The 23,745-nt window shown below is 65.7% G+C and carries 18 protein-coding genes; 10 read left to right on the forward strand and 8 right to left on the reverse strand.

The window, feature by feature from the left end; all coding sequences use genetic code 11:
* Nucleotides 1–81 precede the first annotated feature (81 nt).
* Entirely contained in the window at nt 82–1,068 is a 987-nt protein-coding gene (locus ACN9M4_RS04385) for a LacI family DNA-binding transcriptional regulator (RefSeq protein WP_426302347.1), read from the reverse strand.
* Nucleotides 1,069–1,235: 167 nt separating this feature from the next.
* Here ACN9M4_RS04385 and ACN9M4_RS04390 point away from each other — a divergent pair, with 167 nt between their 5' ends.
* Together ACN9M4_RS04390 and ACN9M4_RS04395 are read left to right on the forward strand one after the other, a co-directional pair.
* A complete protein-coding gene (locus tag ACN9M4_RS04390; RefSeq protein WP_426302348.1) occupies nt 1,236–2,324 on the forward strand; it encodes a Gfo/Idh/MocA family oxidoreductase in 1,089 nt (362 codons plus the stop codon).
* The gene (locus tag ACN9M4_RS04395) at nt 2,321–3,103 is read left to right on the forward strand and encodes a TIM barrel protein (RefSeq protein WP_426302349.1); all 783 of its coding nucleotides are present in this window, start codon (nt 2,321–2,323) and stop codon (nt 3,101–3,103) included. Before ACN9M4_RS04390 ends, ACN9M4_RS04395 begins: the two co-directional genes overlap by 4 nt.
* Before the next feature lie 51 nt (nt 3,104–3,154).
* Here ACN9M4_RS04395 and ACN9M4_RS04400 read toward each other — a convergent pair whose 3' ends face one another.
* A complete protein-coding gene (locus ACN9M4_RS04400; protein ID WP_426302350.1) occupies nt 3,155–4,036 on the reverse strand; it encodes a gamma-glutamyl-gamma-aminobutyrate hydrolase family protein in 882 nt (293 codons plus the stop codon).
* A 57-nt stretch (nt 4,037–4,093) separates the two neighbouring features.
* On the opposite strand from ACN9M4_RS04400, the gene ACN9M4_RS04405 reads away from it, so the two are divergent.
* Nucleotides 4,094–5,224 (forward strand): LOG family protein, encoded by a 1,131-nt coding sequence (locus ACN9M4_RS04405; RefSeq protein ID WP_426302351.1) that lies wholly within the window; start codon nt 4,094–4,096, stop codon nt 5,222–5,224.
* A 10-nt stretch (nt 5,225–5,234) separates the two neighbouring features.
* On the opposite strand, the gene ACN9M4_RS04410 is transcribed toward ACN9M4_RS04405, so the two are convergent.
* From ACN9M4_RS04410 to ACN9M4_RS04435, 6 genes are all read right to left on the reverse strand, one after another.
* Nucleotides 5,235–6,041, reverse strand: a complete 807-nt coding sequence (locus ACN9M4_RS04410; protein WP_426302352.1) for an IclR family transcriptional regulator — start codon at nt 6,039–6,041, stop codon at nt 5,235–5,237.
* 67 nt (nt 6,042–6,108) lie between these two features.
* Complete coding sequence (locus tag ACN9M4_RS04415; RefSeq protein ID WP_426302353.1) at nt 6,109–7,365, reverse strand: aminopeptidase P family protein; 1,257 nt, start codon at nt 7,363–7,365, stop codon at nt 6,109–6,111.
* Nucleotides 7,366–7,395: 30 nt separating this feature from the next.
* Nucleotides 7,396–8,742, reverse strand: coding sequence for an MFS transporter (locus tag ACN9M4_RS04420; RefSeq protein ID WP_426302354.1), 1,347 nt, complete (start codon nt 8,740–8,742; stop codon nt 7,396–7,398).
* A 220-nt stretch (nt 8,743–8,962) separates the two neighbouring features.
* Complete coding sequence (locus ACN9M4_RS04425) at nt 8,963–9,934, reverse strand: ABC transporter substrate-binding protein (protein WP_426302355.1); 972 nt, start codon at nt 9,932–9,934, stop codon at nt 8,963–8,965.
* A 2-nt stretch (nt 9,935–9,936) separates the two neighbouring features.
* A complete protein-coding gene (locus ACN9M4_RS04430; RefSeq protein WP_426302356.1) occupies nt 9,937–12,006 on the reverse strand; it encodes an ABC transporter permease in 2,070 nt (689 codons plus the stop codon).
* Complete coding sequence (locus tag ACN9M4_RS04435; protein ID WP_426302357.1) at nt 12,003–13,037, reverse strand: quaternary amine ABC transporter ATP-binding protein; 1,035 nt, start codon at nt 13,035–13,037, stop codon at nt 12,003–12,005. The genes ACN9M4_RS04430 and ACN9M4_RS04435 overlap by 4 nt, the downstream gene beginning before the upstream one ends.
* Nucleotides 13,038–13,602: 565 nt before the next feature.
* Here ACN9M4_RS04435 and ACN9M4_RS04440 point away from each other — a divergent pair.
* From ACN9M4_RS04440 to ACN9M4_RS04470, 7 genes are all read left to right on the forward strand, one after another.
* The gene (locus ACN9M4_RS04440) at nt 13,603–14,187 is read left to right on the forward strand and encodes a TetR/AcrR family transcriptional regulator (RefSeq protein WP_426302358.1); all 585 of its coding nucleotides are present in this window, start codon (nt 13,603–13,605) and stop codon (nt 14,185–14,187) included.
* A gap of 307 nt (nt 14,188–14,494) precedes the next feature.
* On the forward strand, nt 14,495–16,198 hold the full coding sequence (gene betA, locus ACN9M4_RS04445) for a choline dehydrogenase (protein WP_426302359.1): 1,704 nt from the start codon (nt 14,495–14,497) through the stop codon (nt 16,196–16,198).
* Nucleotides 16,199–16,202: 4 nt separating this feature from the next.
* A complete protein-coding gene (locus ACN9M4_RS04450; RefSeq protein ID WP_426302360.1) occupies nt 16,203–17,708 on the forward strand; it encodes an aldehyde dehydrogenase family protein in 1,506 nt (501 codons plus the stop codon).
* Between the two features lie 147 nt (nt 17,709–17,855).
* Nucleotides 17,856–19,469 carry an APC family permease gene (locus tag ACN9M4_RS04455; protein ID WP_426302361.1) on the forward strand — a complete coding sequence of 538 codons (1,614 nt, stop codon included), beginning with the start codon at nt 17,856–17,858 and terminating at the stop codon, nt 19,467–19,469.
* A gap of 190 nt (nt 19,470–19,659) precedes the next feature.
* Entirely contained in the window at nt 19,660–20,745 is a 1,086-nt protein-coding gene (locus ACN9M4_RS04460; protein WP_426302362.1) for an S-(hydroxymethyl)mycothiol dehydrogenase, read from the forward strand.
* The gene (locus ACN9M4_RS04465; RefSeq protein WP_426302363.1) at nt 20,745–21,365 is read left to right on the forward strand and encodes an MBL fold metallo-hydrolase; all 621 of its coding nucleotides are present in this window, start codon (nt 20,745–20,747) and stop codon (nt 21,363–21,365) included. The genes ACN9M4_RS04460 and ACN9M4_RS04465 overlap by 1 nt, the downstream gene beginning before the upstream one ends.
* 41 nt (nt 21,366–21,406) lie before the next feature.
* Nucleotides 21,407–23,719 carry an FdhF/YdeP family oxidoreductase gene (locus ACN9M4_RS04470; protein ID WP_426302364.1) on the forward strand — a complete coding sequence of 771 codons (2,313 nt, stop codon included), beginning with the start codon at nt 21,407–21,409 and terminating at the stop codon, nt 23,717–23,719.
* Nucleotides 23,720–23,745: the final 26 nt, after the last annotated feature.

The following is a 23,745-nucleotide window of genomic DNA, read 5'->3' on the forward strand; positions in this document are numbered from 1 at the left end:
CTCCGGGCCCCTGTCCCGGCACGTGGGATCCCCGCCAGCGGGAGCCCGCTCAAGCGGAAGTCCTTTCAAGCCTGAGCCGGTTCAGGCCTGAGCCGGTGCCGCTGTGCTGGAGCGCACCGTCAGGCTTGGCGCTACGAGCACCTGTTCGTGCCGCCCGTCGATCGCGCCGGCGGCGACCCTGACGGCGGCCGCTGCCAGGGCGTCGGGGTCCTGGCGAACGCTCGTGAGGTCCGCGTAGGCCAGGGCGGCAAGGTGTGAATCGTCGTAGCCTACGAGGGACAGATCCCGCGGCACCTCCACCCCTTTTGTGCGCAGTCCGTGCAGGAGCCCCAGGGCCTGGGCGTCATTGAAGGCCAGGAGCGCCGTTGCCGCGCCCTCCCTGAGCAGCGACGCGAGCGAGGCGACCGCAAGGATTCCCGCCGCTTCGTCGGCGCCCCCCGATAGGACCGCCGGCTGCTGCCCCCGGGCGCGCATGAAGTCCGTGTACGCGGCTTCGCGTGCCTCCGCGCCGCTGGCCGTCCCGCCGCTTGCGTGGGCGATGCTCCGGTGACCCAGCTGCCAGAGGTGCTCCAAGGCAAGACGGACCCCTTCCGTCTCATCCGTCATGACGGCGGAGAGCCCGGCCGCGGGGGAGGGATCCAGGACCGGGACCGCCGGGACCGGAAGGTCGCTCAGCCTGGCACTGCCTTCGGCGGGACCGAGAACCAGCAACGCCTCGACATTCAGGTCCAGGAGCGTTTGGAGTGCCTGCGTTTCCGTGCGGCGGGGTCCCCGGGCGCTCAGCGCTACGCTGTATCCGGCTGCTTCGGCGGCGGGATAGATGGCATCCACCAGGTCGCTGTGGAAGTCGCCGTCGAGCGCGAACACGACGCCGATCAGGCCGCTGCGGGAGCTGCGCAGCAGGCGGGCCCTGGCGTCGGGGCGGTAGCCCAACCGGGACGCGGCGGCCAGGACACGCTCCCGCGTGGCGTCGCTGGCGCCCGGCGCGCCGCGCAGCACGATCGAGGCCAAGGCGCGGGAGATTCCTGCCTCGGCTGCCACATCAGCCAGCGTGGGGCGTTTGGCCATCGTGTCCTCAACTTTTCCGACTTCGACGTGGTCCGGCCTGTTCCGGACCGGCTGCCCCAGAGTCTACTAGAACGATCTAGACGGGGTGCACCCTCCCATGCCACACTGTCTCCATCGCCACGACTAGATCGTTCTAGTTTTTTTCGTCTTTTCCTCGAGAGGACCCCATGAGCTACCTTCCCATTGCCTCCGCCCGGCCTGGGCCGGTCCGCGTCGGCCTTATCGGTGCCGGCTGGATGGGGGCGTACCACGCCCGCAGCCTCGCCCTCCGCATCCCCGGTGCCGAACTGGCCGCCATCGCCGACCCGGCCGTCGGCGCCGCCAGTGCCCTGGCCGCCGAACTCGGCGTCACGAAGGTGACCGCGGACGCCGGCGACCTTTTCGCCGACCCCGAAATTGACGCCGTCGTCATCGCCGGACCGGCACGCTTCCACGCCCAGCTGTCCATCGACGCCGCCGCGGCAGGCAAGGACGTGTTCTGCGAAAAGCCCGGCGCCGTCAGCCTGGAAGAACTCGACCGCGTGGAGGATGCCGTGGCCGCCGCCGGGGTGCACTGGCAGATCGGTTTCAACCGCCGCTACGCCTCCGACTTCCTGGCGGTCCGCCGCGACGTCGAAGCCGGCGCCGTGGGCACCCCGCAGCTGCTGCGCTCCCTGACCAGGGACCCGGGCAACGGCAGCATCCCGCATGCCGCCAGGATCCCGCAATGGACCATCTTCCTGGAGACCCTCATCCACGACTTTGACGCCCTGAACTGGCTGAACCCCGGCGCGGAACCCGTCAGCGTGCACGTCACCGCGGACGCCCTGGTGGAGCCGTCCCTCAAGGAGCAGGGCTTCCTGGACACGGCGGTGGTCACGGTGCGCTACAGCAACGGCGCCATCGCGGTGGCCGAGGCCAACTTCTCCGCCCTTTACGGTTACGACGTGCGGGGCGAGGTCTTCGGTTCCGCCGGAATGGTCCAGGCCGGACGCGCCACCGAAACCGCCGCCCTACGCTACGGTGCCGCGGGGCTGTCGGCGCAGACCCCGCGGCTGAACATCGAACTCTTTGCCGACGCCTACACCGCTGAACTCGCCGACTTCGCCCTGACCGTGCGGGCCCGCCGCGACGGCGGAGCCGCCCCGGACCACGGCGTGCCGCTCACCCCGGGCCTGGCCGACGCGCGGCGGGCACTCGCCGTCGCGTTCGCCTGCATCGAATCCGCCCGTTCCGGGGCCAGCGCCGCCGTCGCCGGCGTGGAGGTCCGTGCATGAGGCTCGCCGTCTGCGCCGAGATGGTCTACCAGGAGCTGCCCTTCGTGGAACGCGTCGAGCGCATCCACACCGCCGGCTTCGACGTCGAGCTCTGGGATTCGCGGCCCAAGGACATTGCTGCGCTCAAGGCCACCGGTGCCCGTTTCTCGTCCATGACCGGCTACTCCGCCGGCTCCCTCGTGGAGGCCGGTACCGCGGACCAAGTGGTCCGCACCGCCGGTGAGCTGATCCCCACCGCCCTGGAACTCGGCGTCGAGCGCCTGGTGGTGCACCCCGCCGAACTAGTGGACGGCCGGGCCGCCCGTCCGCACTGGCGCGCCACCGGCGACATGTGGTTCACCGCCGCGAAGACCCTGGAGACGCTCGGTGCGCTGGGGGAAAAGCACGGGCTCACCTTCACAGTGGAGAACCTGAATACGATCCTGGACCACCCGGGCATTCCGCTCGGCCGCGCCAAGGACACCCTGGCCCTGGTCAAGGCGGTGGACCATCCGAACGTCAAACTGATGCTGGACCTGTACCACGCACAGATCGGCGAGGGGAACCTCGTGGACCTGGTTCGCCATGCACGGCCGTGGATCGGCGAGATCCAAGTGGCGGACGTCCCGGGCCGCTGCGAGCCGGGCACGGGGGAGATCAACTACTCCGCCGTGCACCGCGTGCTGGTGGATCTTGGCTACGAGGGGACCGTGGGCATGGAGGCGTGGGCATCCGGTGACTCGGACCTGGCCCTGCGGGCGTTCGGGGCGGCGTTCGGGGCGGCCTCCGGGGAGCGTTGAGTGCTCAGTTGTGGCGGGTTTTTCCGCGGAAAAGTCGCCACAACCGGGCACTCAGCGGCGGTTGGCGGCGTTCCGGCATACGTCCACGAAGGCGCGGATCGGCGCCAGCCGTTGCCCGTCCGGCAGCTGCTCGGCCTCGGGATGCCATTGCATGGACACCACCCAGCGCTGCGGATCCTCCAGGCCTTCGATGGTGCCGTCGTCGGCCACAGCGGTGACCACCAGGCCGTCGCCTACCCGGGCGACGGCCTGGTGGTGGCCCGAAGCGATCCGTACCGTGGTAGCGGGTCCGTCTGCCGCTGCACCGTACAGGCCGGCGAGCCGTGAACCTGCCGTCAGGTCGACGTCGTGCCATGCCCAGGAATGTTCAGCCCAGGAATGTTCAGCCCGGGAATGTTCAGCCCGGGTGTCCGCGACGTCCGCTGCCCCTTCCGTTCCTACCGGTCCCGTGCCTACCGCTTTCGTGCCTGCCGCATCCGTGCCTGCCGCTTCCGTGCCTGCCGCGATCCGGTGCGCCACGTCGGAGGGGCGCATGTCCTGGATGAGTGTGCCGCCGTAGAGCACGTTCAGGAGCTGGTGGCCCCTGCAGATCCCCAGCACTGGGATTCCGGCCGCGATGCCCGCCTTGGCCACCGAAATGTCCAGTTCGTCCTGTGCGGTGTTGACGTCGTAAAGCGCCGGGCCGGCTTCCTCGCCGTACAGGCGCGGGTCCAGGTCGCCGCCGCCCGGCAACAGGACGCCGTCGAGTCCGCGGACGGCCGCCGGATCCCCGACGGCGGAATCCAGTATCACTGCTTCTGCCCCGGCCCGGCCCAGCAGTTCCACGATGAGTTGAAAGAGGCTGTTGGCCTTGCCGACGCGCGGATCGGCGCCCTCGGAACTGCTGAGCCGGACGGGGATGCCGATGCGCGGGGAACCGTTTGAAGGCTGCATGGCCCCATTCTGCTACGGAGCTGCCCGGAAAGGGCGCCGCGTGCCTAAGCTGATCGAGTGACACCCTCCGGCCGCCTGAATCCGAGCCCGCGCACTCTCGATGTCGAAAGCGTGGCGCACTTCGACAGGCTGGTCAGCGCGGGCGCCGGGACGATGCACGGCTGGCACGCCCAGTCGCTGGACCTGCGCGGCCGCAGCCGCGAACTCAAGGCCCTCGACGCCCAGGGCGCCATTTTCCTCGGCTGCACCTTCGACGCCGGCGTGGAGGACAGCCTGCGCAGCCGCGGCGCCCTCATTTTCCCGAAACTGCGCGGCGTCCCCTTCAACCCGTACCGGGGCAGCCTGTACACGGCGGCCGAACTCTACGAGGACATCGCCGGGCACGAATACGAGGCGACCCCGGATGCCCGGATCTACCAATGGAGCATCCTGCCCGGGCAGCGCACCAGCCTCGACGCCACGCTGGCCGCGGCCCTGCATGACCACGCCATCGGGGGCGCGCTGGAGGATGCCCTGGCCAACGGCGACTTCGCCGGCACCCGGCTGGTGGGCGTGATGGGCGGCCATGCGGCCTGGCGCGGTACCAGCGAGTACGCCGACGCCGCGCGGCTGGGCAGGCTCCTCGCCCGCTCCGGTTTCACGGTGGCCACCGGCGGCGGTCCGGGTGCGATGGAGGCCGCCAACTGCGGCGCGTACCTCAGCGGACTGCCCGATGGCGACTTCACCGCCGCGCTCGGAACCCTCGCCGCCGCGCAGGGCTTCCGGCCCTCGGTGACGGACTGGGCGCGGACGGCGGCCGCCGTCGTCGGGAAATACCCGGGAGGGACCGCGTCACTGGGCATTCCCACCTGGTTCTACGGGCACGAGCCGCCCAACCTCTTCGCCACGCACATTGCCAAGTACTTCGCGAACTCGGTGCGGGAGGCGATCCTGCTGGAACTGTGCACGGGCGGAATCGTGTTCCTGCCCGGATCGGCCGGCACGGTGCAGGAAATCTTCCAGGACGCCTGCGAGAACTACTACGGCGCCCCGGAAACCATCACGCCCATGGTGCTGGTGGGGCGCGAACACTGGCAGGAAAGGTATCCAGCCTGGCCGATGCTGCAGGCGCTCGCCGCCGGAAAACCGATGGCCGGGCGCATTCACCTGGTGGACACCGTTGAGGAAGCGCTCGCCGTGTTGTCGTAGTGGGCGCCAGCTAAGAAACGGGTGCCCGGCCACCCAGCCGGGTTGTGACTTTCCGGGCGGCTTCGACGCAGGCTTCGCCGAGGCTTGCGAGGGTGTCCTGGGAAACGCGGAACTTGGGCGCCGGAATCAGCACGGCCGCCACGATGTTGCCGCGGTGGTCGTACACCGGGGAGGCCACGCCGACTTCCTCGATGGAGGTTTCACCGTAGTTGACGGCCCAGCCGCGCTTTGCAGCGTCCTGCAGGCGGAGCTGGTAGGCCTCCAGGCTGGATTCGTCGAGGCCGGGGAGGACGATGTCGCCGCCTTGCAGGAGTTTGCGGACCCTGTCTTCGGGCTCCGCGGCCAGGAACACCTGCACGGAGGAACTGAGGGCTTCGTTGTAGCGGGCGCCCAAGGGGGCGAGGTGTTTGACCTGGTGCCGGCTGGCGATCTGCTCCACGCACATGGATTCGGCGCCGTTCCATACCATCAAGGCGCTGGTCTCCCCGGTACGTTCGGTCAGCTCACGCAGCACCGGGTAGGCCACCCGGCGTTCCTCCAGGTCGGCAAGGAGCGGGCCGGCCAGGGCGATCATGCCCAGGCCGAGGCGGAAGCGCCGGGTGTCGGCATCGCGTTCCACCAGGTTTTCCTGCTCGAACGTGGCCAGGATCCGGGAGACGGTGCTCTTGTGCATGCCGATCCGGTTGGCGATCTCGGTGACTCCGAGCATCGGTTCCTCGGTCGTAAAACAGCGCAGCACGGCGATGGCGTTGACGATCACCGAGGCGCCTCGGGTGTCGCCGTTACCGCTGGATTCCTTGGATTCCGGGAGAGTCATAGTGCTCACTATATTTGTCCCGCACCCTGGCCGGTGGGCGTATGTCGTTGCCCACCGGCGAGGCATCCTATGCTCCGATGATGTTGTGTTCGGGGCCGAATGGGAACTTGGTGATGTTCTCGGCGCCGTCTTCACCGACCACCAGGATGTCGTGCTCGCGGTAGCCGCCGGCGCCGGCCTGGCCGTCCAGGACTGTGATCATCGGCTCCATGGAAACCACCATCCCGGGCTCCAGCACCGTCTCGATGTCCTCGCGCAGCTCCAAGCCGGCTTCGCGGCCGTAGTAGTGCGAGAGCACCCCGAAGGAATGGCCGTAGCCGAAGGTGCGGTTGGCCAGCAGTCCGTGGGAAACATAGATTTCGTTGAGTTCCGCCGCGATGTCCTTGCACACGGCGCCGGGCTTGATGAGTTCCAGGCCGCGCCGGTGGACTTCCACGTTGATGTTCCACAGTTCCAAGGACCGGGCATCCGGCTCGCCATAGAACAAGGTGCGTTCCAATGCCGTGTAGTAGCCGGAGGTCATCGGGAAGCAGTTCAGCGAGAGGATGTCGTGTTCCTGGATCCTCCGGGTGGTGGCCCAGTTGTGGGCGCCGTCGGTGTTGATTCCGGACTGGAACCAGACCCACGTATCGCGGATCTCGGAATCCGGGAAGGTGCGGGCGATCTCATGCACCATGGCTTCGGTGCCTATCAGGGCCACCTCATATTCAGTTATGCCGGCGGTGATGGCGTTGCGAATGGCTTCGCCGCCCAAGTCACCGATGCGGGCGCCGTGTTTGATGACCTCGATTTCCTCGGCGGACTTGATCATGCGCTGCCGCATGGCGGCCTGGGCTACATCCACCAGCGTTGCGCCGGAAAAGGCGGCCTTGATCTTGTTGCGGTTGTCCAGCGGAAGGGAATCATCCTCAACACCGAGGCGCCGGACGGTGATGCCACGGGTTCGGAGCACTTCCTGGATGCCGAAGATGTAGTTGTCCAGGCGCCAGTCCGTGTAGACCAGGTTGTCTCCATAGCTGCGGCGCCACGGCATTCCGGCGTCGATGTTGGCGGTGACCGTGACGGTGTCGTCGCCCGTGACCACCATGGCGTAGGAACGGCCGAAGTAGGTGAACAGGAAGTCGGAGTAGTACTTGATGGAGTGGTAGCTGGTCAGGACGACGGCGTCCAGTTCCTTCTCGGCCATGATCCGGCGAAGACCGGCAAGGCGTCGCTCAAACTCTGCGTCGGAGAAGGTCAAGGAGACCTTCTCTCCGTTGTTGAGGACCTTTAGGCGCTCAAGCTTGGCGACGTCGCTTACGGCTTCGTTCTCGGTAATGGTCATGGGTGGTGTTCCTTTCAATGGGTGGTTGCTTCAGTCCTGCTGCAGAGGCTTCTTGGAAGTCTCCACAGCGAAGAGGACCGCGATGAGGGAAATTACGGAGGCTGCCACGAGGTACCAGCCCGGGGCCAGTTGGTTGTGGGTCAGGCCGATGAGGAGTGTGGCCATAAACGGGGCGGTGCCGCCGAACAGGGCGTTTGAAAGATTGAAGCTGACCGCAAAGCCGCTGTAGCGGACCCTCGTGGGGAAGAGCTCGGCCAGGAAGCTGGGCAGGGTGCCATCGTTGAGCGTGAGCATGCCGCCCAGCAGGATCTGGACCAGGACAATGACCAGGAAGTTGCCGGTATCGAGGAGCATGAACGCCGGAACTGTCAGCACCACGAACAGTACGGAAGCCGTGATGAGCATGCGCTTGCGGCCAAACCTGTCCGATGCGATCCCCGTCAAGAAAATGAATCCGATGTAGCTGACCAGGGCGATCGTGGTGGCCAGGAAGGATTCCGCCGCACCAAAGCTGAGCTCCTCCGACAGGTACGTGGGCATGTAGCTGAGGATCACGTAGAAGCCGACGGCGTTCAGCAGTACTGCGCCCGTGGCAATGACCAGCTGCTTCCGGTAGGCCGTGAACATCGCAAAGGCGGGAGTCTTGACGGCGGTGTCCCGATCTGCGAGCTCCCGGAACGCCGGGGTGTCCTCCAGCCGTGTCCGGATGTAGCGGCCGATCAGGCCCATCGGGGCGGCCAGCAGGAACGGCAGCCGCCAACCCCAGTCGCCCAGCTGTTCCGGCGACAACACCGAGCTGAGTAGTGCAGCGAGCAGGGAGCCGAGCAGCAGCCCTGCTGCCGTGCTGGCAGGCACGACGGCGGCATATAGTCCGCGCCTGTTGGCGGGAGCGTACTCCACCAGGAAGGCTGACGCACCGGCGTATTCACCGGCCGCGGAGAAGCCTTGCACGACGCGCACCAGCAGTAGGAGCAACGGCGCGAAGATACCGATGGAGGCGTAACCGGGAATCAGGGCGATGCAGAAGGTCGCCACGGACATCAGGACGATGGACAGCGAGAGCGCCTGCTTGCGTCCGAGACGGTCGCCGATGTGGCCCCAGATGAATCCGCCGAGAGGACGGACGAAGAAGGAGATCGCGAAGACTCCGAAGGTTGCCAGGAGGGCCGTCTGGCGGTCGGTCGCAGGGAAGAAGACCGTGGAGATTACCCCGGCCAGGTAGCCGTAGACCGCGTAATCAAACCACTCGACGAAGTTGCCGATGAAGCTGGCCGTGATGACCCGCCGCCGGGTGTCCCGGCTAGTCGTGGCAGTGCGGTCGGCGGCGTCTACCGCAGGGCGACCGGCAAGGGCGGGGAAGGAAATTTCGTTACTCATGAAATCCACCAAGGGAGTTGGGGTTGCATTGAGTGCAACGCTGTTGCACAAACATAGATTGTGTTGTGCGTCACCGTCAATAGCGTTGGGAGATTTGAGAACGTGCAGGCCTTGCGTTGCGTCAGGTGCATGCGGGTTGCATGGGTCGAGACATGGACACAGAGAAGCTCCCCGGATCTGCGATCCGGGGAGCTTCTTGGTGCGCTTTAGAACTGTGTGGCTACTTGAGCCAGGCAGCTACCTGCTCAGGGTGCGCGTCCACCCATTTCTTGGCGGCGGCCTCCGGCTTCATGCCCTTCTGGATGTCCGTGGCCACGGAGTCCTGGTCCGCGTTGGTCCAGCTGAAAGCCTTGGCCAGCTTCGCCGCGGGGGAGCCGCTGTCAGCGAACTTCTTGGAGATGATCTTGTTCAAGATGTAGTCCGGGTAGTCGCAGGCGATCTTTTCGGGATCCGCGTCGCAACCCTTGGTCCACGCAGGAAGATTGACCTTGGCCAAGGGAACTTCGGCAAGGAACCACTGGGGCTCGTAGAAGTAGCCAAGCAGCGGGGTCTTGTTCTTCTCGGCGGCCCGGAATGACTGGATCAGGGACGCTTCCGAGCCTGAATAGACCACCTTGTAGTCCAGGTTGAGGTTCTTGACGAGGGCCTCGTCATTGGTCACGAACGCCGGATCGCCATCCAGGAGCTGGCCCTTGTCGCCGGACTCGGAGGTCTTCAGGAGGGACGCGTACTTGTTCAGGTTCTTGCTGTCCAGGATGTCCGGGTGGGCCTTTGCAAGCCATGGCGGAACGTACCAGCCGATCCGGCCTTTGTTCCCGGTCGGTCCGGCATCGACGGCCACGCCCTGATCGGTGATGTATTGCTTGGCCAGGTCTGCATGGCCCCAGTTTTCGATGATGACGTCGACTTCACCCGAGCCGAAGCCTTGCCAGGCGATCTGCTCGTTGAGGTCCTTCTGCACCACCGTGCAGCCCAGCTTGTCCTTGGCTACGTAGCTGTACACGGCAGCGTTCGCCGTGTAGCCGACCCAAGCGTTGAGGGCTACATTGACGGTGCCGCAGCTCGCTTTGGAGCTGTCGCCTGCCGCTGCCTGGTTGAGGGATGAGCCTCCACAGCCGGCAAGAAGCAGGGCTGTTGCGGCAGCTCCTGCCAGGGCTGGGACAAGCCGTTTCATGACGCTGGTTCTTCTCATGGTCAAGCCTCCTTGGTGTTGGGAACGGAGTTGGGGGTGGGTTTTGCGGTGTGAGGTGATCTTGCCGGCGCCGCGAATGCGGCTGCCTGGGTGATGCGGTCAAGCAGGATGCCCAGGAAGACGATGGCCAGGCCGGCGGCCAAGCCCTTGCCGAAGAGCGAGCTCTGGACGAAGCCTCCGACGACGTCGTATCCGAGGCCGCCGGCGCCGACCAGCGCCCCCACAACAACCATCGCCAGGACGTAGATGAGCCCTTGGTTGGCAGCCAGTCCCAGGGACTTCCTGGCCATGGGGAGCTGGACTTTCGTGATGACCTGCCACGGGGTTGAACCGCTGGACACCGCGGCCTCGACCACGGTAGGGGAGACTCCTGTGATGCCGTCGGCCATGATCTTGATCGCGGCCGGCGCGGCATAGATCACGCCTGCCACGATTGCGGTGAAGCGGGTTGCGCCGAAAAGGCCCAGGAAGGGAACGAGGTAGACAAAGGAGGGCAAGGTTTGCCCGGCGTCGAGGATCGGCCGCAGGAAATTGTCCAGCCGCTTGGAGCGGCCCATCGCGACGCCGAACACAACGCCCAGCAGCATGACGATCACTGTCGCCACCAGCGTGCTCGCGAGGGTCACCATCGCATCGCCCCACAGGCCCAGGTAGGCGATTGCGGCGAGGCAGGCGAGCACCAGGGCGGTCAGCTTCCAACCCCCGAAGGCGTAGGCAGCGAGGGCCAGGACGGCGAACAGGATGAAGAACGGTGTATCCGTCAGGAAGGTCTGGAAGGGGTTGAGCAACGAAACGGTCATGCCTTCGCGGAACGTCTCGGTCACCAGGGAAAAATGCGTCTGAATCCATCCGCTGGCCTCGGCTACACCGCTGACGATTGCCGGACCGAAGTTGACGTCCTTGGGGAATTGGGCCGCCCAGAGAACGGTCCTGGAAAGCTGGACGAGAACCACAACGACGGCGAAGCCGACCACCAGCAGGATGGTGCGGAGGCGGCGCGGGAGGTTGCTTTGGCGGCGTTGGGTTTTGGGTTTTGCGCGTTCACTCGCCGCCGTGGTCACGCGGTCCAAGGTGATCGCCATCAGCACGATGGACAGGCCCGCGTTCACTGCCGTGCCGACGTCGAGCGACTGCAGGGCGCGCACCACCACCTGGCCGAGGCCGGGGGCGGCGATCAGCGCGGCAATGGTAACCATGGACAGCGCGGCCATGGTGCCTTGGTTGATGCCCATGACGATCGTCCGCCGGGCCATGGGGATCTGGAGCGTGAACAAGCGCTGCAGTGCAGTGGTTCCCAGGGAATCGGATGCCTCCCGGGTGTTCTCCGGGATGCCCCGGATGCCGTGTGCAGTCAATCGGATGATTGGCGGCGCTGCATAAATCACGGTGGCGATGACCGCAGAGGCGGGGCCAATAAGGAAGACCAAGGCCAGCGGCGCGAGGTAGACGAAGGACGGCAGGATCTGCATGAAGTCCAGCACCGGAGTGACGGCTTTCTCGAAGCGGTTGCTGATTCCTGCCAATACGCCCAGGGGAATCCCCACGCACAGTGAAAGCAACACCGCGGTAAGGACGAGGGCAAAGGTGTAGGCGGCCTCGACGAAGAGTCCCTGCAAGCCGAAGAAGGTGAACACAGCAACGGTCAGCAGGGCCACCCTCGCATTGCCGACGGCCCAAGCAATCCAGCCAAGCAGGGCGACCGTTCCCAGCCAGCCGATTTCGGGCAGTCGCAGGCCGGTGGGGCTGGCCGCGAAGATGGCCATGAACGCGTTGGCAACAGCGTCGACGCCGGTGCGGAGCGGGGACAGCAGGTAAAGGAAAACCGGGTTGTCGCTGCGGTTCGATGCCACCCAGGAGTTGAAGTGGTTCAGTGTGCGGTGCAGATCGGTCAATTCCGAGGTGGGAAGCGCCAAAGTGGCGGTTCCGTGGAGGAAGAGGAATCCCAGAAGCCAGATCAACGCCGCGCTGCCAAGAAGCACAACCCGGCGGCTGGGCCGCCGGCGCTGGGATTCCGGACTTGGGGAAATTTCGGTGCGCGCCGTTTCTTCCGCTTCGATCACGGTTGTGCTCATGCCGCTGCTCTCACTCCGCGAAGCACGGATAGGATGCTGTCGCGATCGATCTGGCCGGTGATGATGCCCGCTTCCTCCACGAGGACGGGGCTGGTTGAGTGCATGACCGTATGGATGGCGTCACGGATGATGGTTGACGAGCCGAGCACCGGTGCGTCGCTTGGTGTTCCCGGCGCCACCGGCTCGGCGATCCACTTGAGGGTCAGGACGTCTGAACGGGGGACTTCGGAGACGAAGTCCGCGATGTAGTCGTTGGCCGGCGAGCCGACAAGCTCATCGCCCGTGCCGCACTGGACCGCTTCCCCGTGCCGCATGATCAGGATCCGGTCGCCCAGTTTGAGCGCTTCGGAGAGATCGTGTGTCACGAAAACCATGGTTTTGCCCATTTCCTTATGCAGGCGGATGACTTCGGCCTGCATGTCCCGGCGGATCAATGGATCCAGGGCGGAGAACGGCTCATCGAACAGGATCGCGTCGGGGTCTCCGGCCAGCGCCCGGGCCAGGCCGACGCGTTGCTGCATGCCGCCGGACAGCTGTTCCGGAAAATGTCCTTCGTAGCCCGCGAGGCCGACGAGATCGATGACCTCCCGCGAGCGGGCGTAACGCTCATTTCGGCCCGTGCCCCGGATTTGCAGGCCGTAGGCCACGTTGTCCAGCACTGTGCGGTGCGGAAGGAGGCCGAAATGCTGGAACACCATGGACATCCTTTGCCGGCGCAGCTCGCGCAATTCGGCAGCCCGCGCCTGAAGGATGTCCTGGCCTCCGATCATCACGCTTCCGGAGGTGGGTTCGATCAAGCGGGTCAGGCAGCGGATGAGGGTGGACTTGCCCGAGCCCGAGAGGCCCATGATGACGAACACTTCACCCTTTGCGACGTCGAAACTCATGTTCCTGACCGCGGCTACGCATCCGGTGCGTTCCAGCAATTTCGATGAAGACAAGGCGGACATCTCCGGATCCAAGGGGACCTTGGCGCCGCCGGGTCCGAAGACTTTCCAAAGGTTGCGTACCGATATATCGGAACTGTTCATTCCTGCACTCCTGCTGGGCTCTGCTCCTGCTGGGCATCACGTGGGGAAAAGCGTTGGGGGAAAAACGTGGGAAAAGCTCGAACTACGAAGGGGTTGTTTAATGTGCAACCTTCATCGCCATACGCAACACCGTGACGCAGCTCACGCCTCGCTGTCAAGGGTTTTGTTTGCCCTTGGCACTTTATGACTTGCGTTGTGCGTGGGGCTTTGCTTGGCGCAGTGCGCGCCGAATGGGCAAGCTGCTGACATCCGCGCGGATGCTTCGAACCGCGCGCGCCGCGGCCGGCCGGGCGAAAACCGTTTCTGTACCGTCCGGACGAATTGTCTGCGTTTTGCCGCGATCTCCCGCAGGGGGACCGTTGTCATATTTCTCAAGCGCGCGCCATGTGCACCGTGTTGCGTAATGCGCAATTCACGAGAACGAAATCCCGCCGCAACAAAGCGCCGAACAGGCGTCCCGAGGTGTTCGAGGCGGCTCGCCCGGATCGATCGTCGAGGTCCTCGGTGGCGGTCACGCGCGCCGGGGCGGGATGCGGCGCCTCCGCTTTCGCCATAGTCTGGCGCAGTGGATACAAGGACAGTGAACTCCGGAGGCCAGGTTGACAGGCAGTCCCGCATCTTGGACGCGGTGCTGGAGCTGCTGTCTCTTCATGGCATCTCGGGTGTCAACATGCGGGCCGTGGCCCGTGAAGCCGGCGTCGCCCTCGGACTCGTCAACTACTACTACGCAGACAAGCCGAGCCTGATCCGTGCGGCCCTGAACCGGATTGGCGAGAGCGACATGAGGCTGGTGACCCCCGACCCGGAGGCACTCCCGGACGAACAGCTCCGCGAGGCCCTGAAGCGGGTCGCGGCGCCGGAAATCCTGACCACGCAGTATCTGTCCCTGCGCCTCCACCTTTGGGCGCTCGCGCAAGCCCACGAAGACTTTGCGGTGATCAACGCGGAAGCGTTCGACCAGTATCTGGACGGGCTCGCAACACTGATAGGCAATGCCAAACCAGGGCTCTCCCGCGAACAATGCAAGGACCGGGCGAATGACATTGTCGTCGTGCAGAACGGGATGTGGTTGACGTCCCTCCTGGGCATCGACAAGGCGGCAATCCAGCGGAGCATCGCCCGCACTGAACAGATCGCCTTCGCCGACTAGCGGAAACACCCCGGCCCATGCTGCGCCACGGTGTGTGACCGTCCGGGCCCTGACGTGCCAAAAACCGGCCGGCTGGTGCGGCCAGAGACCCCACAAAGCCGAGAGTGCGCTCCTTTTTGAACAAATGTCCAGCCGAAGTCTTGAACATATGTTCAAGCTCGGCTAGCCTCTCATATATGACCTGCGCCACACCGGCGAGGTCCCGCGGAGATTGGCCCTCTGGGCCAGCGGCGCCCGCATGCAGCGCCATGGGCTTCGGTATTGGCACCAAGCCGCATCCGCGTCGAGGCACAAGGAGACTTGCACAATGACCGAGACTAGCTACGACTACGTCATCGTTGGTGGGGGAAGCGCCGGCTCCGTGCTGGCCAACCGTTTGAGCGAGGACGGCACGCGCAGCGTCCTCGTCCTGGAAGCGGGCCGCAGCGACTACCCCTGGGATCTGTTCATCCAGATGCCGGCGGCCCTGACGTTCCCCAGCGGCAACCCCTTCTACGATTGGCGCTACGAGTCGGACCCGGAGCCGCACATGGGCGGCCGCCGCATCGCCCACGCCCGCGGCAAGGTCCTGGGCGGTTCCAGCTCCATCAACGGCATGATCTTCCAGCGCGGCAACCCCATGGACTACGAACGCTGGGGTGCCGACGCCGGCATGGAGACCTGGGATTTCGCCCACTGCCTTCCGTACTTCCGCCGCATGGAAAACACCCTCGCGGCCGATCCGGACGATGAGTTCCGCGGCCACTCCGGCCCGCTCGTCCTGGAGCGTGGCCCCGCCACCAACCCGCTCTTCCAGTCCTTCTTCCAGGCCGCCCAGCAGGCAGGGTTCCCGCTCACGGACGATGTCAACGGCTACCGCCAGGAGGGCTTTGCGCCCTTCGACCGCAACGTCCACAAGGGCCAGCGGCTCTCCGCATCGCGTGCCTACCTGCGTCCCAACGTCGGCCGCCCGAACCTGACAGTCCTCACCCGGGCCCTTGCCACGAAGATCAACTTCAAGGGCAACGTGGCCACCGGCGTCACCTACCGCCGCAACGGCAAGCTCCACACCGTCAACGCAGGCGAAGTGATCCTCTCCGGCGGCGCCATCAACACCCCGCAGCTGCTGCAGCTCTCCGGCGTGGGAGATGCCCAGCACCTGAAGTCCCTCGGCATCAACTCCGTGGTCAACCTCCCGGGTGTGGGCGAGAACCTCCAGGACCACCTCGAGGTGTACATCCAGCACGCCTGCACCCAGCCCGTTTCCATGCAGCCGGCCCTCGACGTCTGGCGCATGCCGTGGATCGGCATGCAGTGGCTCTTCGGCCGCAAGGGTCCGGCAGCCACCAACCACTTCGAAGGCGGCGGCTTCGTCCGCTCCAACGAGGACGTGGCGTACCCGAACCTGATGTTCCACTTCCTGCCGGTCGCCGTCCGCTACGACGGCCAGAAGGCCGACGCGAAGCACGGCTACCAGGTGCACATCGGCCCGATGTACTCGGACGCCCGGGGCAGCCTGAAGATCAAGTCCACGGACCCAACCGTCCACCCGTCCATGATCTTCAACTACCTCTCCACCGACCAGGACCGCCGCGAATGGGTCGAAGCTGTGCGCATCTCCCGCGACATCCTGGGCCAATCCGCCATGGCACCGTTCAACGGCGGCGAGATCTCTCCCGGCCGGAGCGTCCAGACGGACAAGGAGATCCTGGAGTGGGTGGCCGCCGACGCCGAAACCGCCCTGCACCCGTCCTGCACTGCCAAGATGGGCCCGGAATCCGATCCCATGGCCGTGGTCAACCCGCTGGACATGTCCGTGCACGGCACCAAGGGCCTGCGCGTCGTGGACGCTTCCGCGATGCCGTACGTCACCAACGGCAACATCTACGCCCCGGTGATGATGCTGGCCGAACGCGCTGCGGACCTGATCCTCGGCAAGACCCCGCTGGCGGCGCAGCACACCGAGTTCTACCGCCACGGAATCTCGCCGCTTGAGCGTGACAACTCCCGCGGCCAGAAAGTGAAGGGCTAGGACAATGACCGTTACGGAAACCGAAACCAAGACCGTCCGCGGCATCTACATCGACGGCGGCTGGCACCAGGCATCCGACGGCGGGACAACAGTTGTGCGCTGCCCGGCAGACGGACGCGAGGTGGCTGTTGTCGCGTCGTCCACCGTCGAGGACGCGGAGCGGGCGATCGCCAGTGCCCGGGCAGCGTTCGACGGCGGCCCATGGCGCCGGCTGACGGACATCGAACGTGGCGAGGTCATGCTTCGCATCGCCGGGCTGCTTGAGCGGGACAAAGCGGCTTATGCCCGCGCCGAGGCGCTGGACACCGGCAAGCGCCTCGTCGAGGCCGAATACGACATTGACGACATCGCCGCGTGCTTCCGCTACTACGGCAAGATCGCAGGCCTTGACGCCGGCAGGGTCATCGACACGGGCCGGCCGAATGCCATCAGCCGCGTGGTTTACGAACCGCTCGGCGTCTGTTCCCTCATCGCGCCATGGAACTACCCGCTCCTGCAGGCGGCCTGGAAGGTGGCACCGGCACTCGTCGCGGGGAACTCCTTCGTGCTCAAGCCCAGCGAGCTCACGCCGTCCACGGCCATCTTGCTCATGGAAACGCTGGCAGAAGCCGGGGTTCCCGCCGGCGTTGCGAACCTGGTCACCGGAAAGGGTTCGAGGGTAGGGCATACGCTGAGTTCGGACCCGCGTGTGGATCTCGTCTCCCTGACCGGAAGCCTGGCCACGGGCCAAACCATCATGGCGGCCGCCTCGGAGACCGTGAAGCGCGTCGCCTTCGAACTTGGCGGAAAGAACCCGAACGTCGTCTTCGCGGATGCGGACTGGGACACTGCCGTTGACAATGCCCTGACTGCTGTCTTCCTGCACTCTGGCCAGGTCTGCTCGGCCGGGGCCCGGCTTGTTGTCGAGGAGACTATCGCCGAGCGTTTCGTCGCCGAGGTAGTGGAGCGGGCGAAAAAGATCCGGATGGGTGGACCTTTTGATGCCGATGCAGAGACCGGCCCGCTCATTTCCGCAAAGCACCGCGAGCAGGTCCACGCCTACGTCCAGGCCGGCATTGCGGAGGGCGCCGAACTCTTGTGCGGCGGTTACATCCCCGAGGACGGGATCCTGGCGGACGGTTTCTTCTACCCGCCCACCGTGCTCGGCAACTGCCGCTCTGGCATGAGCGTGGTGCGGGAGGAGTCATTCGGCCCGGTGCTGACCGTGGAGACCTTCCGGACCGAAGCCGAGGCCATTGCCATCGCCAACGACACGGAATACGGCCTGGCGGGGGCGGTCTGGACTTCGGACGCATCGAAAGCGCAGCGCGTTGCTGGCGCCCTCCGCCACGGGACGGTGTGGATCAATGACTACCACCCGTACGTCCCGCAGGCGGAGTGGGGCGGTTTCGGCAAGTCTGGCATTGGCCGTGAACTTGGCAGCGCGGGCCTCAACGAATACCGCGAGGCAAAGCACATCTGGCAGAACATCCAGCCCGCTCCCAGCGGCTGGTTCGGCCAGCCCGCCTAAGACCTGCCCACCGAAGGGTGGGCGGTACAGCAGGCAAGCACCACTCAAGGGGGACACGGGCCGGGCGTGCGATGAGGCACGCCCGGCCGGTCCCGCCGGCCTCCAGGCGCGGCGGGAAACATCGTGCCATTCGATTTAGGAGCTCAGATGTCAGAAATGCGCAGCACTGGCACAAGCAAGACCGCTGACAGCAGCGGAATGGACGAGTTCGGCTACGCCCAGACACTCGACCGCAGCATCGGGAAGTTCGCAAGTTTCGCCGCCGGCGTCAGCTACATCTCCATCCTGACCGGCGTTTTCCAACTGTTCTACTTTGGTTTCTCCACCGCCGGACCGGCCTACGCCTGGTCCTGGCCCATCGTTTTCGTCGGCCAGCTGATGGTCGCACTCTGCTTCGCGGAACTGGCCGGACGCTATCCCGTGGCCGGCTCCGTCTACAACTGGGCCAAGCGGCTCAGCACGGGCACGTGGGCCTGGCTTTCGGGCTGGCTGCTGCTCATTTCGTCCATCGTGGCCTTGGGCTCGGTGGCCCTGGCCCTGCAGATCACCCTGCCGCAGCTCTGGGACGGTTTCCAGATCATCGGCGACGGCACCGGCCCGTACGACTTCGCTGTCAACGGCGTGCTGCTGGCCACGATCATGATCGTCATTTCCACCCTGATCAACGCTTTCGGCGTGAAGCTGATGACCAAGATCAACAGCATCGGTGTCTTCGTGGAACTGATCGCCGCAGCGCTGCTGATTGTGGCCCTGTTCTGGCATGTCGTGAACGGCCCGGGCGTCCTCTTCGACACCTCAGGCTTCGGTCAGGACCACCCGATGGGCTTCTTCGGCGTCTTCCTGATCGCCGCCATGGCTTCCGGCTACGTCATGTACGGCTTCGACACCGCGTCCTCGCTCGGCGAGGAAACCAAGGACCCCAAGAAGACCGCACCGAAGGCCATCATCCGCGCCGTCACTGCGTCCTTCCTGCTCGGCGGCCTGCTGCTCTTCGGCGGCATCCTCGCCGCACCGGACCTGAATGATCCCAAGATCGGCGAGGCCGACGGCGGACTGCAGTACATCGTGCTGTCCGTGCTGGGCGGCCCCTTCGGCAAGGCGTTCCTGGCCTGCATCGTGGTGGCCGTGGTGGTGTGCACCCTGGCCGTGCACGCCGCCGCGATCCGCATGATGTTCGCCATGGCCCGGGATAACAACCTCCCGTTCAGCCGCCAGCTCAGCAAGGTGGACCCGGTCCGCAAGACCCCCACCGTTGCCGCGATCGTGATCGGCGTCCTGGCCATCATCCCGCTGATCGTCAACGTGGCACAGCCGGCAATCTTCACCATTCTCTCCAGCATCAGCATCGTGCTGATCTACCTTTCCTACCTGCTGGTGACCGTGCCGATGCTGCGCCGCCGCTTCCTCAAGAAGTGGCCGCTGCCCGACGACGGCACCGAGGTGGGCTTCAGCCTCGGCAAGTGGGGCTTCGTGGTGAACCTCCTGGCCGTGCTGTGGGGCGCCGCCATGACGATCAACCTCATCTGGCCCCGCCAGGAGATCTACAACTCCGTGCCGCCGTTTGAGTGGTACCTGCAGTGGGGCGGCGTCTTCTTCGTCGGAGCGGTGGCCGTAGCCGGTATCCTGCTCTACCGCCTGAAGATCCGGCACCAGACCGGGGTGCTCGCCGAGCACGCGGTCGCGGTTGCCGCCCACCCGTCCTCCGGTACTCCGCAGGATTCCGCAGCTGTCGGGGCGGCGGGGATTGACACCCGCGTGTGACGCCTGCCATATTTTCAATACGCACTATGTGGAGACTGTTGCGTAATGCGCAATTGGGGAGAATCTGCGGAACCACCCTTTCGGGCATCCGCGCTATTCCTTTGGGTAGCCGTCTCCGGGCGGCCCGGCTCGTAGTATTTGTAAGTCGTATCGGAGACTTGCGTCCGGTCAATGGAAGGAACAAGGAAACGTGGTTCACAAGGTACAAGCGGTCGTTGTCAGGGAAAAGAACGCTCCCGCTACCATCGAGACCATCCTGGTCCCTGAGCCGGGTCCGGGCGAGGCCTTGGTCGACGTCCTGAGTTGCGGTGTCTGCCACACGGACCTGCACTACAAGCTCGGCGGCATCGGCGACGATTTCCCCTACCTGCTTGGCCATGAGTCCACGGCCGTGGTGAGCGCCGTCGGCCCGGATGTCACCGACGTCAAGCCGGGTGACCGGGTCATCCTTAACTGGCGTGCCGTCTGCGGGAACTGCCGGGCCTGTGCCAAGGGCCAGCCGCAGTACTGCTTCGCCACGTTCAACGCCACCCAGAAGATGACGCTGGAGGACGGCACCCCGCTTTCCCCGGCACTGGGCATCGGTTCCTTCGCGGAGAAGACCCTCGTGGCTGCCGGCCAGTGCACGAAGATCGACGACGACGTCGACCCCGCCGCCGTCGGCCTGCTCGGCTGCGGCGTCATGGCCGGCATCGGTGCCGCCATGAACACCGGCGAGGTCAAGCGCGGCGAGTCGGTCGCCGTCATCGGTTGCGGCGGCGTCGGCATCGCCGCCATCGCCGGGGCGAAGCTCGCAGGTGCGACGACGATCATCGCCGTCGACCTCGACCCCGCCAAGGTGGAACTCGCCAAGACCCTGGGCGCCACGCATGGCGTGGTCTCCAGCGAGGTGGACGCCGTCGAGGCGATCCGTGACTTCACCGGGGGCAATGGCGCGGACGTCGTCATCGACGCCGTGGGCCGCCCGGAGACCTACAAGCAGGCCTTCTACGCCCGTGACCTCGCCGGCCGTGTGGTCCTGGTGGGCGTCCCGACGCCGGACATGAAGCTTGAGCTTCCGTTGCTGGATGTGTTCGGCCGCGGCGGTTCGCTGAAGTCCTCCTGGTACGGCGACTGCCTGCCGTCCCGCGACTTCCCGATGCTGGTGGACCAGTACCGGCTCGGCCGCCTGCCGCTGGATGCCTTCGTCTCCGAGCGCATCGGCCTGGGCGATGTGGAGGCAGCGTTCGAGAAGATGCACCGCGGCGAGGTCCTGCGTTCGGTGGTGGAACTCTGATGGCGGTCACCGTAGAAAACCGGGTCACCTCGGGTACGTTTTCGCTGGACGGCGGCACCTGGGACGTGGACAACAACGTCTGGATCGTGGGCAATGACGAGGAGTGCGTGATCATCGACTCCCCGCACGACGCCGCCGCGATCGTCGAGCAGGTCCGTGGCCGGAAGGTGCTGGCCATCCTGATGACCCATGCGCACAACGACCACATCGGCGCCGCGCGCGAAGTGGCTGCCGCCGTCGGCGCCCCCATCCACCTGCACCCCGAGGACATGGTGCTGTGGAAGCAGGTCTACCCGGACGTCCAACCCGATAAATTCCTCTCGGACGGCGAAGAATTCACGGTAGGCGGCGCCACTCTGAAGGCGATCCACACGCCCGGGCACTCGCCTGGCTCCACCTGCTTCTACCTTGAGAGCGAGGGGACCCTCTTCACAGGGGATACCCTGTTCAATGGCGGTCCCGGCGCCACCGGCAGGTCGTTCAGCGACTACCCGACCATCCTCGCCTCGATCCGGAAGCGTCTCCTGACGCTGCCAGCGGACACGGTGGTGCGGACCGGGCACGGTGACAACACCACCATCGGCGCCGAGCGGGAGACCCTCTCGCAGCTGGCCCAGTAACGCACCCACAGCGACAGATCCACAGTGAGGCACGCCCCAGAATGAAATTCACCAAGCAGCCCGCGCCCATCGCGGACATCGATGAAGCACAACTCGAGGTCCACAAGCCCAAGAAGGAAGCCGCCGGCATCAAGGCCGTCATGGTTGCGCTGGACCGCGCCGTGGCCCAGGCCGGGGTGACCCGTTCGGTGCAGTCCCTGCTGAGGCTTAACCAGAAAGGCGGCTTCGACTGCCCGGGCTGCGCCTGGCCGGAAACGGACGGCAAGCGCAAGGCTGCCGAGTTCTGCGAGAACGGTGCCAAAGCCGTTGCGGAAGAGGCCACGCTGCGGACTGTCGGGGCCGAATTCTGGGCCCGGCACTCCATCGCGGAGCTGTCGCAGAAGACCGAATACTGGCTGGGCAACCAGGGCAGGCTCGCCGAACCGGTGGTGATCCGCCCCGGCGAGACGCACTACTCGCCGATCTCCTGGGCGGACGCCTTCGAACTGATCGGGGAGCACGTCCGGGCCAGCACGCCGGACCGTTGCGTGTTCTACACCTCCGGGCGGACGGCGAACGAGACGGCGTTCATGTACCAGCTGTACGCCCGTTCCCTCGGCACCAACAACCTGCCGGACTGCTCCAACATGTGCCACGAATCCTCTGGCTCGGCGCTGAACCCCACCATCGGCATCGGCAAGGGCACGGTATCCCTGGAGGACCTCCACGAGGCCGAGCTGATCTTTGTGGTCGGCCAGAACCCGGGCACCAACCACCCCCGCATGCTGGGCGCCTTGCAGGAATGCAAGGAGAACGGCGGCAAGGTGGTGGCCGTGAATCCGCTGCCCGAGGCAGGCCTGTTCAACTTCAAGGATCCGCAGACTTTTGCGGGCGTGGTGGGCAACGGCACCCCCATTGCCGATGAGTTCCTGCAGATCAAGGTGGGTGGGGACCTCGCGCTGTTCCAGGCCCTGGGCCACCTGCTCCTGGAAGAGGAAAAGCGGAACCCGGGCACTGTGGTGGACCGCGCCTTCGTGGACGCCCAGACGGATGGCTTTGAAGCCTATGCCGAGGCGCGTTCGGTTTTGGACTGGGCAGAGACGGAGAAAGCCACCGGCCTGTCCCGCGAGCAGATCGAGACCGTGGCCGGGATGCTGATCCGCTCCAAGGCGTCCATTTTCTGCTGGGCCCTGGGCGTCACCCAACAGCCGCATTCGGTGGACACCATCAAGGAAATGGTCAACGTCCTGCTGCTGCAGGGCAACTTCGGCAAGCCCGGTGCCGGTGCCTGCCCTGTGCGCGGACATTCCAATGTGCAGGGCGACCGCACCATGGGCATCTGGGAAAAGCCGGCCGAGCCGCTCCTGGAAGCGCTGGACCGCGAATTCGGGATCGTTTCCCCGCGGGAGCACGGCCATGATGCCGTGGAAACCCAGCACGCCCTGGAAAACGGCGACGTGGACGTGTTTGTTGCCATGGGCGGCAACTTCGCCGCGGCGGGCTCGGACACCGAAGCGCTGGAAGCGGGCATGCAGCGTGCCGGCCTTACGGTCCACATCTCCACCAAGCCCAACCGTTCACACATTGTGCACGGCAAGACCTCCTTGATCCTGCCCACCCTGGGACGCACGGACCGCGACGACAAGCATGCCAAGGGCATCCAGTTCCTTTCCGTGGAGAACTCCATGTCCGTAGTGCACTCCACACAGGGCAGGCTCCAGCCGGTGTCCGAGCACCTCTTGGCCGAACCCGTGATCATCGCCCGCATGGCCGAGGCCACCTTCGGCCCGGAGCACCCCGTGGACTGGCGGGCCATGGCCGAGGACTATGACGTCATCCGGGACCACATCTCCCGCGTCCTTCCGGGCTTCGAGGATTTCAACACCCGGGTGCGGAACAAGGCCGGCTTCGTGCTGCCAAACCCACCCCGGGACACGCGTTCCTTCAAGACCGACATTGGCCGTGGCCGCTTCACGGTGAGCCCCCTGGAATACCTCACTCCGCCGGCCGGCCACCTGGTGCTGCAGACCCTCCGCAGCCATGACCAGTACAACACCACGTTCTACGGCCTGGACGACCGCTACAGGGGTATCTCAGACGGCCGCCGGGTTATCCTGATCCACCCGAAGGACCTGGCAGCACAGGGCTTCCAGGACCGGGATCTCGTGGACGTCATCAGCGTTTTCCAGGGTTCGGAACGCCGCGCGGACAAGTTCCGCCTGGTGGCCTATCCCACCGCCGAAGGCTGCGCGGCCGCGTACTTCCCGGAGGCCAACGCGCTGGTGCACAAGGAAAACGTGGCACGCGTGTCCAATACCCCAGGCTTCAAGGCGATGTTCGTGCGGTTCGTGCCGCACGTGGAAGCGGCCGAGTAGCCGGCTCCTTCCGGGGCCATGCACGA

Origin of the sequence: Arthrobacter sp. R-11 (genome assembly GCF_049913155.1) — a bacterium.
Taxonomy (GTDB): Bacteria; Actinomycetota; Actinomycetes; order Actinomycetales; family Micrococcaceae; genus Arthrobacter.

What these genes read in the sequence shown, in the direction of transcription:
- ACN9M4_RS04385 (WP_426302347.1), bottom strand. Translation starts at nt 1,068, where the DNA reads ATGGCCAAACGCCCCACGCTGGCTGATGTGGCAGCCGAGGCAGGAATC.
- ACN9M4_RS04390 (WP_426302348.1), top strand. Translation starts at nt 1,236, where the DNA reads ATGAGCTACCTTCCCATTGCCTCCGCCCGGCCTGGGCCGGTCCGCGTC.
- ACN9M4_RS04395 (WP_426302349.1), top strand. Translation starts at nt 2,321, where the DNA reads ATGAGGCTCGCCGTCTGCGCCGAGATGGTCTACCAGGAGCTGCCCTTC.
- ACN9M4_RS04400 (WP_426302350.1), bottom strand. Translation starts at nt 4,036, where the DNA reads ATGCAGCCTTCAAACGGTTCCCCGCGCATCGGCATCCCCGTCCGGCTC.
- ACN9M4_RS04410 (WP_426302352.1), bottom strand. Translation starts at nt 6,041, where the DNA reads ATGACTCTCCCGGAATCCAAGGAATCCAGCGGTAACGGCGACACCCGA.
- ACN9M4_RS04415 (WP_426302353.1), bottom strand. Translation starts at nt 7,365, where the DNA reads ATGACCATTACCGAGAACGAAGCCGTAAGCGACGTCGCCAAGCTTGAG.
- ACN9M4_RS04420 (WP_426302354.1), bottom strand. Translation starts at nt 8,742, where the DNA reads ATGAGTAACGAAATTTCCTTCCCCGCCCTTGCCGGTCGCCCTGCGGTA.
- ACN9M4_RS04425 (WP_426302355.1), bottom strand. Translation starts at nt 9,934, where the DNA reads ATGAGAAGAACCAGCGTCATGAAACGGCTTGTCCCAGCCCTGGCAGGA.
- ACN9M4_RS04430 (WP_426302356.1), bottom strand. Translation starts at nt 12,006, where the DNA reads ATGAGCACAACCGTGATCGAAGCGGAAGAAACGGCGCGCACCGAAATT.
- ACN9M4_RS04435 (WP_426302357.1), bottom strand. Translation starts at nt 13,037, where the DNA reads ATGAACAGTTCCGATATATCGGTACGCAACCTTTGGAAAGTCTTCGGA.
- betA (WP_426302359.1), top strand. Translation starts at nt 14,495, where the DNA reads ATGACCGAGACTAGCTACGACTACGTCATCGTTGGTGGGGGAAGCGCC.
- ACN9M4_RS04450 (WP_426302360.1), top strand. Translation starts at nt 16,203, where the DNA reads ATGACCGTTACGGAAACCGAAACCAAGACCGTCCGCGGCATCTACATC.
- ACN9M4_RS04455 (WP_426302361.1), top strand. Translation starts at nt 17,856, where the DNA reads ATGTCAGAAATGCGCAGCACTGGCACAAGCAAGACCGCTGACAGCAGC.
- ACN9M4_RS04465 (WP_426302363.1), top strand. Translation starts at nt 20,745, where the DNA reads ATGGCGGTCACCGTAGAAAACCGGGTCACCTCGGGTACGTTTTCGCTG.
- ACN9M4_RS04470 (WP_426302364.1), top strand. Translation starts at nt 21,407, where the DNA reads ATGAAATTCACCAAGCAGCCCGCGCCCATCGCGGACATCGATGAAGCA.